The 8,011-nt window shown below is 75.6% G+C and carries 11 protein-coding genes; 9 read left to right on the top strand and 2 right to left on the bottom strand.

What is annotated here, in order from left to right; all coding sequences use genetic code 11:
• The 3 genes from VGL20_15820 to VGL20_15830 all read left to right on the top strand — a co-directional run.
• Positions 1-517 (top strand): GNAT family N-acetyltransferase (locus VGL20_15820; protein HEY2705148.1); only part of this gene is annotated, 517 nt, incomplete at its 5' end.
• Between the two features lie 215 nt (positions 518-732).
• On the top strand, positions 733-1,038 hold the full coding sequence (locus tag VGL20_15825) for a hypothetical protein (GenBank protein ID HEY2705149.1): 306 nt from the start codon (positions 733-735) through the stop codon (positions 1,036-1,038).
• Positions 1,039-1,212: 174 nt separating this feature from the next.
• Positions 1,213-1,872 (top strand): hypothetical protein, encoded by a 660-nt coding sequence (locus tag VGL20_15830; protein HEY2705150.1) that lies wholly within the window; start codon positions 1,213-1,215, stop codon positions 1,870-1,872.
• Between the two features lie 6 nt (positions 1,873-1,878).
• Here the strand turns inward: VGL20_15830 and VGL20_15835 are convergent, their stop codons facing one another.
• The gene (locus tag VGL20_15835) at positions 1,879-2,805 is read right to left on the bottom strand and encodes a CHAP domain-containing protein (protein ID HEY2705151.1); all 927 of its coding nucleotides are present in this window, start codon (positions 2,803-2,805) and stop codon (positions 1,879-1,881) included.
• 369 nt (positions 2,806-3,174) lie between these two features.
• On the opposite strand from VGL20_15835, the gene VGL20_15840 reads away from it, so the two are divergent.
• Both VGL20_15840 and VGL20_15845 read left to right on the top strand, forming a co-directional pair.
• Complete coding sequence (locus VGL20_15840) at positions 3,175-3,879, top strand: SDR family oxidoreductase (protein ID HEY2705152.1); 705 nt, start codon at positions 3,175-3,177, stop codon at positions 3,877-3,879.
• 35 nt (positions 3,880-3,914) lie between these two features.
• Positions 3,915-4,655 carry a hypothetical protein gene (locus VGL20_15845; protein ID HEY2705153.1) on the top strand — a complete coding sequence of 247 codons (741 nt, stop codon included), beginning with the start codon at positions 3,915-3,917 and terminating at the stop codon, positions 4,653-4,655.
• Here VGL20_15845 and VGL20_15850 read toward each other — a convergent pair.
• A complete protein-coding gene (locus tag VGL20_15850) occupies positions 4,633-4,845 on the bottom strand; it encodes a hypothetical protein (protein ID HEY2705154.1) in 213 nt (70 codons plus the stop codon). The two genes, VGL20_15845 and VGL20_15850, sit on opposite strands and share 23 nt — an antisense overlap.
• Before the next feature lie 38 nt (positions 4,846-4,883).
• On the opposite strand from VGL20_15850, the gene rlmN reads away from it, so the two are divergent.
• The 4 genes from rlmN to VGL20_15870 form a co-directional block, all read left to right on the top strand.
• Positions 4,884-5,993, top strand: coding sequence for a 23S rRNA (adenine(2503)-C(2))-methyltransferase RlmN (gene rlmN / locus VGL20_15855; GenBank protein HEY2705155.1), 1,110 nt, complete (start codon positions 4,884-4,886; stop codon positions 5,991-5,993).
• Positions 5,990-7,105: a bifunctional diaminohydroxyphosphoribosylaminopyrimidine deaminase/5-amino-6-(5-phosphoribosylamino)uracil reductase RibD gene (gene ribD / locus VGL20_15860; protein ID HEY2705156.1), complete on the top strand. Its 1,116-nt coding sequence runs from the start codon at positions 5,990-5,992 to the stop codon at positions 7,103-7,105. The genes rlmN and ribD overlap by 4 nt, the downstream gene beginning before the upstream one ends.
• Positions 7,102-7,782, top strand: coding sequence for a riboflavin synthase (locus tag VGL20_15865; protein ID HEY2705157.1), 681 nt, complete (start codon positions 7,102-7,104; stop codon positions 7,780-7,782). The genes ribD and VGL20_15865 overlap by 4 nt, the downstream gene beginning before the upstream one ends.
• Before the next feature lie 26 nt (positions 7,783-7,808).
• The coding region (locus tag VGL20_15870) for a 3,4-dihydroxy-2-butanone-4-phosphate synthase (GenBank protein ID HEY2705158.1) at positions 7,809-8,011 on the top strand (203 nt) is incomplete at its 3' end.

An 8,011-nucleotide genomic window follows, 5' to 3' on the forward strand; every position in this document is an offset into this window, starting at 1 on the left:
GCGGCTGCGCCAGTGGGAGGACCGGGACGTCGACCGGCTGTCCCTGATCTACACCGACCCCGGCTACCTCGAGCACATGCCGGCGATGGACCGAGAGGCCACGGCGTCGCAGGTGGCGCGGTTCCGGGAGCGTTGGCAGACGGACGGGTTCAGCCACTGGGCGGCCGAGGAGCGAGCCACCGGCACCCTGGTCGGGCGAATCGGCCTGCTCTGCCACCACGACTGGCCGCTGGAGGCGGCCCCGGTCGAGGTGGGCTGGACGCTGGCGCCGGAGGCGCGCGGCCGGGGCCTGGCCACCGAGGGGGGCCGCGCCAGTCTGGAGGCGGCGTTCGCCCATCTCGAGGTGGCGCGCGTGATCTCGATCACGACCCCGAGGAACGCACGCTCCCGGCGGGTGATGGAGAAGCTGGGCCTCTCCCTGCGGGGCGCCGCCCGGTGGCACCACCTGGAGGTGGTCTGGTACGCCCTCGACCGGCCTGGGGCGCCACCCTCGCAACCGCACTCCCAGCTCCGCTGAGAGTCGTCGCGCCCTGCGACGTATGCGGCGTTTGCGCCATAAACCTTGTAGCGCAAGCCTCCGGCCCGACGAGTTCGGGCGGGGGGACGTTCACAACTCGACTGGAGGCCGCCGTCGCTGTACTCTTGTCGGGGTCTCGAATATTGACGGTTTATGGCGGCAACGCGCCCCTGGATGGAGGCTGGACGATGCGCACTCGGAGACGACGCCCGGCGTTGGCGGTCGCGGTCCTGGGGGTCAGCGCCCTGGCCGCCCTGCCGGTGGCAGCCCACGCCGCGGTCGCTTCCAGCTCCGCCACCCCGGCGGACAAGGATCATCGCGACGGCAACCACCGTGGCACCCATCGCGGGGACGACCCCGGCTCGGGGAGCAACACCAACTCGAGCAGCAGCTCGAGCAGCAGCAGCAGCAACAACACGAACAACAGCAACAGTGGCTCGAGCGACAGCAGCCTGATCGAGCTGAACAACGTCCTCAACAACAGCCTCAACAACCTCTCCATCCACGTCCTCGGCGGATAGGGGGGAGCGCCGCCGGGGCGGGTCCGGGGGCATCCCGGGCCCGCTCCGGGCGGTCGTCCCGGCCGCTCGCGGCCGCCCGCAGATCGCATCCTTCGCTGCGAAGTTGCCCGAATGCGGCCGCGCGTGGCACGCTGCGAGCGTTCACGACGGGAGGCGGAAGGGAGGCGGCACGGGATGACCCACAGGATTCGACTCGCGATCCTCGGCGCGATCGCGGTGGTGGCGGCGATCGCGCTGACGGGCTCCGGTCTCGCCTCGGCGGCGATGGCGCGGGTCGGGACGGCGGTGCTGCCGGCCAGCGCGGCGGTGCACCCCAGCTACGTCGACGTGACCAGCCAGTATCGCTCCGAGCCCGGCTGGGGGGTGGGGGGCATCAGCCTCCCCGCGTCGGCAGCGGGCGGCGCCGTCGCCGGCTCCCGCGTCGTGGGGCACTCGGCGCCCGCCGCTGCCACCGTCGCCGGCCCCGCCGTGGTGGCGGGCGGCCCCTCGCTGCGGGACATCGAGCTGGCCCGCGCCGGGATGACGCCGGCCCCCGGGTGCTCCGGCGCCGCCTGCGGAAGCGCGGGCTGCGGCTTCCTCGCCCCGGGATGCGCGGTGCTCGACTGCAGCCTGCTGAACCCCGCCTGTGGGCTGGGAGTACCGGTCAGCTCCTGCGGGATCCTCGACCCCGGCTGTGGGTTCGGCGGGTTCGGAGGCTGCGGCGTGTTCGGCTCACGCTGCGGCTTCGGGTTCGGCGACGACGACAACTTCGGCGGCCGCTTCCGCTTCCGCGACATCTTCTGGCGCGACCGCTTCTTCCACCGTCACCTCGTCGACCACCACGGCGACCGGTAGCCGGCCTCACTCCTTGGCGTAGACGAAGCCCATGACCCCGTCGTCGGCGACGATGCGGTAGTTGACGCGGTTCCAGCCGCCCCAGTTCATCTCCGAGACCTTGAACGAGCCGGCGGGAACGCCGTCGGTCGGGCCCACGGCCTCGACGTAGCCGACGTGACCGGCGCGGCTGGCGCCGCCCTGCCCGGGTCGCCAGACGGCGATGGCGCCGCTGCGGGGGGTGCGTCCCACCGCGAAGCCGAACGCGGCGGCGTGGTTGAGCCACTCGCTCGCGTTGCCGAACCAGGGGACACACCGGCGGGTGGCCACGTAGTAGGTGCACTGGCCGAAGGCGAAGTGGTTGCCGCAGCTGCCGCCGAGCAGGCCGGTGGCGGGCGGGACCAGCTGCTGGTCGAGGTCGGCGATCTCCCGCGCCAGCCGGCGCTGGGGCCCGTCGATGGCCTGGAACGCGATGTCGCGCTGGGCCACCAGGGCGATCATCCGGTTGCTGTCCTGGCTGAGCTGGTCCTCGAGCGCCTGCGCCTGGGCGAATCGGGACTCGAGGTCGCGCCGCTCCTGCAGCAGGGCGCCCTCGCGGCCCTCCACGGTGCTCTTCAGCCGCTTCACCTGGTTGGTGACGTGCTCGGCGCCGCGGTACCGGTCCATCACCTCGTTGAAGCTGCCGCTGGAGAGGATCGCTGCGGCGAAGCCGTCCGAGCCCGCCACCTCGTAGGTCGACCGCACCAGCGCCCCCAGCTGCGCGCGGGCGGTGGTGAGGACGTGCTCGTCGTCGGCGATCCGCCGGGAGAGCGAGAGCAGCGCCTCGTTGAGGGAGGTGAGCTGGTTCCGGGCTGCGTTGAGATGGGCCTGCGCGACCGCCAGCTGACGCTCCGCGAAGAGGAGATCGTCGCGGGCCTGGTTGCGCGGCCCGGACAGCGCCTGGAGCTGAGCCATCAACGCTTCACGCCGGGTGTCCGCGCTGTTGCTCGGTGAGTGTGACGTGGTTGCGAACGACGTGGAGGAGCACAGTCCGGCGAGGACTGTCGCCACCCCTGAGATCAGGGCGAACTTGACTCCGCTCCGCAAATACAGCACCCCCATACAAGGATGTGACGCGGATTGATGGGACCGAGAAGGTAGGTCGGAAAACCGGCCGCCGTCTGCCACGAACATGCGACCTGATTCGGGGCGAGAGGGTAGCCCGCCCGGGGACCACATGTCAAACGGACGGCACCGGAGGGCGGGCGCCGACCGCCCGTCTGACGGGGCTGTCAGCCCGCCCGGTTCCCACCAGCTGTGGCAGGAACCGGGCACAATGCAGCGGTGGGCGCCCCCGTCCCGGCGAGCGTGGCCGTGGTGACCGGAGCCGGTCGCGGCATCGGCCGGGCGATCGCGCTGCGGCTCGCCGGTGCCGGCCACCGGGTGGTCGCCGCCGCCCGCACCGGGTCGGAGCTCGAGGCCACCGCGGCGGCCGCCCCCGGGGTGGTGCCGGTGGTCGCCGACGTGGCCGTCGAGGCCGACGTCGACCGCGTCGCCGCCACCGCCGCGGGCCTCGGCGATCTCGCGATCTGGGTCAACAACGCCGCGGTCGCCGAGCGGGCCGGCTTCGGAGACCTCGACGCCGCCGCCTGGGACCGGGTCCTGGGGGTCAACCTCCGCGGCGCCTTCCTCGGCTGCCGGGCGGCGTGGCGGCTGATGCTCGCCTCCGGCGGGGGGGTCATCGTCAACATCGCCTCGCTCTCCGGGGTGGCGAACGTGGAGAAGTTCCCCGGCCTGGCCGCCTACAACGTCTCCAAGGCGGGGGTGATCTCGCTCACCGAGGCGGTCGCCCTCGAGGGCCGTCCCCACCGCATCCGCTGCCTGGCGCTGAGCCCGGGCGCGGTCGACACCGAGATGCTCCGCCGCGCCGCCCCCCATCTCACCGCCGGGGTCACCCCCGAGCAGATCGCCGCCCTGGTGGCCTGGCTGGTGGGGGAGGAGGCGGCCCCGCTGACCGGGGTGAACATCCCCGTGCTCAGCAATGCCTGACCGGGGCGGGCCACCACCACCGCTGGCCTGAGCCGGTGGCCAGCTGGCTGGTTGCGGTGGTGCTGGCGCTGCTGCCGATGCCCCGCAGCCTCCGCTACCGGTGGCGGCTCGCCGCTCCCGCCGGCGCCCGCCGCGCCGACCGCCTCGCCGCCGCCGCCCTGCCGGTGGTGGTGACGGCCACCCTGGCGCTGCTGGGAGCCGCCCTGCTGCCCACCACCCCGCCGCCGCTGCGGCTCTGGTCGGTGGGGGCCGCCGTGGGCCTGGCCACCGGCATCCCGCTCACCGTGGAGCGCCGGGGCCTGCGCCACCGCGTCGACGCCATCCCGCCGCTGGCCGAGCCGACGGCGGCCGGCCCCCACACCACCGCGCGAACCCGGCCGGCGGCCGAGGCGCTCGACCGCGGCGACCCCGGCGCCGCCGCGGCCCTGCTCGAGGCCCTCGACGACGGCGAGGGCCCGGACCCGGAGGCGCTGCGCCTCGCCGCCCTCGCCGCCGCCCGCACCGGCCGGGTCCGCGCCGCCCGGCTCGCGGCCCTGCGCGCCGCCCAGGTCGACCCCGCCCGGTGGGACGCCCTCCTCGACACCGGGGCGGCGCTCTGCCGCCGGGGGCGATTCGCCGAGGGGGTGCGGCTGCTGGAGCGGGGCGCCGAGCTCTCGGGGCGCTCGCCGGCGGCCCTGCTGGCGCTCGCCGCCGGCGACGCCACCGCCGGACGGCTGCGCGAGGCGGCGGGCGCGCTCGACGAGGCGGGTGGGGTCAGCGGGCCCCGAGCACGGTGACGTCGAGCTGGAGGAGGAGGACCCCGGCGCCGCAGAGCCCGACCCCGAGGACGAGGTGGGCCCAGCGGATCGGCCGGCGGCCGGCGGCGCGACGCACCCGGCTGACCAGGGTCACCGCGACGATCCCCAGGCCCGCGGCCAGGAGGATCGCGGCGGGCACGCCGATCAGGCTGCTGAGGAGCTCGCGCACCGCCCCAGCCTACCCCCCGTACCATGGGTGCCGGACCCATGAGCCTTCCCGCCTCCACCCTCGACCAGGCCGCCCTTCGCGACCTCGCCACACGCCTCGGCCTGCCCGCCTGGCGGGGCACCCAGGTCCACGCGGCGGTGTGGCGCCCGGGCGCGGCCTCGCTCGACGAGGTGCGCCAGCTGCCCGCGGCGGCGCGCAGCGCGCTCGCCGCCGAGCTCCGCTTCAGCACCGTCGCGGTCGCCGCCGAGAGCGAGGCCGACGGCGGCGCCACGGTGAAGCTGCTGCTCGACCTCGAGGGCGGCCTGACCGTCGAGACGGTGGCGATGGAGACGCCGGCGGCGGCGGGACGCTCGCGCCGGGCCACGGTCTGCGTGAGCACCCAGGTGGGCTGCGCGGTGGGCTGCCCCTTCTGCGCCACCGGGCGCGCCGGGCTGCGGCGGAGCTGCTCGGCGGCGGAGATCGTCGACCAGGTCCGGGCGGCGGGGGCGGCGCTGCACCGCCGCGGCCTCGGGCCGGTCACCCACGCCGTCTACATGGGGATGGGCGAGCCGCTCGCCAACTACGACGCCACCGTCGCCTCGCTGCGGCTGCTCACCGGCGAGGCCGGGATCAGCCCGCGCCGGATCACCGTCTCCACCAGCGGGGTGGTGCCGGCGATCGACCGGCTGGCAGGGGAGGCGCTGCCGGTCACCCTCGCCATCTCCCTCCACGCCGCCGACGACGCGCTCCGCGACCGCCTCGTCCCCCTCAACCGCGCCCACCCGATCGCGACCCTGATGGCCGCGGGCAGCGGCTACGCCGAGGCCACCGGCCGCCGCCTCTCCCTGGAGTGGTGCCTGATCGGGGGCGTCAACGACTCCGAGGAGCAGGCGGCCGGGCTGCGCCGGCTGGCCCACGCCGCCCGCGCCCACGTCAACGTGATCCCGATGAACCACGTCGAGGGAAGCCCCTGGGGGCCGCCGGACGAGGCCGCCACCCGGCGCTTCCTCGCCGGGCTCCGGGGGGTGCGCACCACCGTCCGCGACACTCGCGGCGCCGCCACCGAGGCCGCCTGCGGCCAGCTTCGCGCCAGCCTGGAGCCACGCCGGGCGCTGCGTCCCGACGGCACCCTGGCGCCGCCCCGGCCGGCCCCCCGTCCCCCCCGGTGACCGCGGCCGCGGACCGCGCCCTCGACGAGAGGCTGATGGACGCGGCCCTGGCGGCGGCGGCCTCCGCCGACTTCGCCACCAGCCCCAACCCCATGGTGGGGGCGGTGATCGCCCGCGACGGCGAGATCGTCGCCACCGGCCACCACCGTCGCGCCGGCGAGCCCCACGCCGAGGTCGAGGCGCTCCGCCTCGCCGGCGAGCGGGCCCGGGGCGCCGACCTCTACGTCACCCTCGAGCCCTGCGGTCACCACGGCCGCACCCCGCCCTGCTCGGAGGCGGTGATCGCCGCCGGGGTGGCCCGCTGCGTCATCGCCATGCCCGACCCCAACCCCCGGGTCGACGGCCGCGGCAGCGCCGCGCTGCGCGCCGCGGGCATCGAGGTCGAGGTGGGGGTGCGCGAGGACGAGGCCCGCCGCCTCAACCAGTTCTTCGTCACCCACATCACCACCGGGCTGCCCTTCGTCACCGCCAAGTTCGCGATGTCTCTCGACGGGCGCATCGCCACCGCCGCCGGCGAGTCGCGCTGGATCACCTCGGCGGAGGCGCGGCTGGAGGGCCACCGGCTGCGCCACGCCCACGACGCCATCCTGGTGGGGGTGGGCACGGCGCTCCGCGACGACCCCGAGCTCACCACCCGGCTGCCCGGCGGCGGCGGCCGCTCGCCGCTGCGGGTGGTGGTGGACAGCGGGCTGCGCCTGCCCGCCACCGCGCGGCTGCTCGGGGCCGGTCCGCCCGGGACGCTGATCGCCAGCACCGCGCGTGCCCCCGCCGAGCGGCGCCGCGCCCTCGAGGCGGCCGGCGCGGAGGTGGTGGCGCTGGCCGAGGCCGAGGGCCGGGTCGACCCCCGCGCGCTCCTCGAGCACCTCGGCGCCCGGGGTTGCATCAGCCTCCTCGTCGAGGGCGGCGCCGAGGTCCACGGCGCCCTCTTCGACGCCGGCGCGGTCGACCGGGTGGTGGCCTTCGTCGCCCCCCGGGTGATCGGCGGGAGCGGCTCCCCGGGCGCGGTCGGCGGTCACGGCGTCGACCGGCTCGCCGAAGCGCTGGCGCTGCGCGAGGTCGAGGTCGGCAGGGCCGGTCCCGACCTCGTGGTCACGGGCTACTGCGAGCGATGAGCCCCGGGGAGCTGGACACGCTCGTCGCCGAGGCCGCCCCGGGCGGTGCACGGCGTACTGTGTGGAGTGGAATGTTCAGTGGGATCGTCGAGGAGCTGGGCGAGGTGGCCGAGAACGCCATCGAGGCGCGGGGCCGCCTGCGCGTCGCCGCCCGCGAGGTGGTGCGCGACGTCGCGGTCGGTGACAGCATCGCGGTCAACGGCTGCTGCCTCACCGTGGTGGCCGCCGACGCCCACGGCTTCACCGCCGACGTCATGCCCGAGACGGCCCGCCGCACCAACCTCGGCATCCTGGAGCCGGGCGACCCGGTGAACCTCGAGGCCTCGCTCGCCTACGGCGACCGGGTCGGCGGCCACATGGTCACCGGGCACGTGGACGCCGTGGGGACGGTGACCGAGAGCCGCGACGAGGCCAACGCCCGCTGGATCACGATCGCGGCGCCGCCCCTGGTCATCCGCCGCCTCGTCGACAAGGGGTGCGTCGCCGTCGACGGCGTGAGCCTCACCGTCGTCGACGTGCTCGACGGCCGCTTCACGGTGTCGCTGATCCCCCACACCGTCGCCGTCACCACCGCCCGCCGCTGGCAGGTGGACCGCCTGGTCAACCTCGAGGTCGACCTCATCGCCCGCTACGTGGAGCGCAGCCTGGCCGCGCTCGGCACCGTCCGGCCCGCGTAGCCACCACAGGGAGCACCGAGCAACCGATGCCGCTCGACCGCATCGAGGACGCAATCGAGGACATCCGCCAGGGGCGCTTCGTGGTCATCGTCGACGACGAGGACCGCGAGAACGAGGGTGACCTGGCGATCGCCGCCGACCGCATCACCCCGGAGGCCGTCAACTTCATGGCCACGCACGCGCGCGGGCTGGTGTGCGTGGCCTGCGAGGCGTGGCGACTGGACGAGCT

The organism is Candidatus Dormiibacterota bacterium, assembly GCA_036495095.1.
Taxonomy (GTDB): domain Bacteria; phylum Chloroflexota; class Dormibacteria; order Aeolococcales; family Aeolococcaceae; genus CF-96.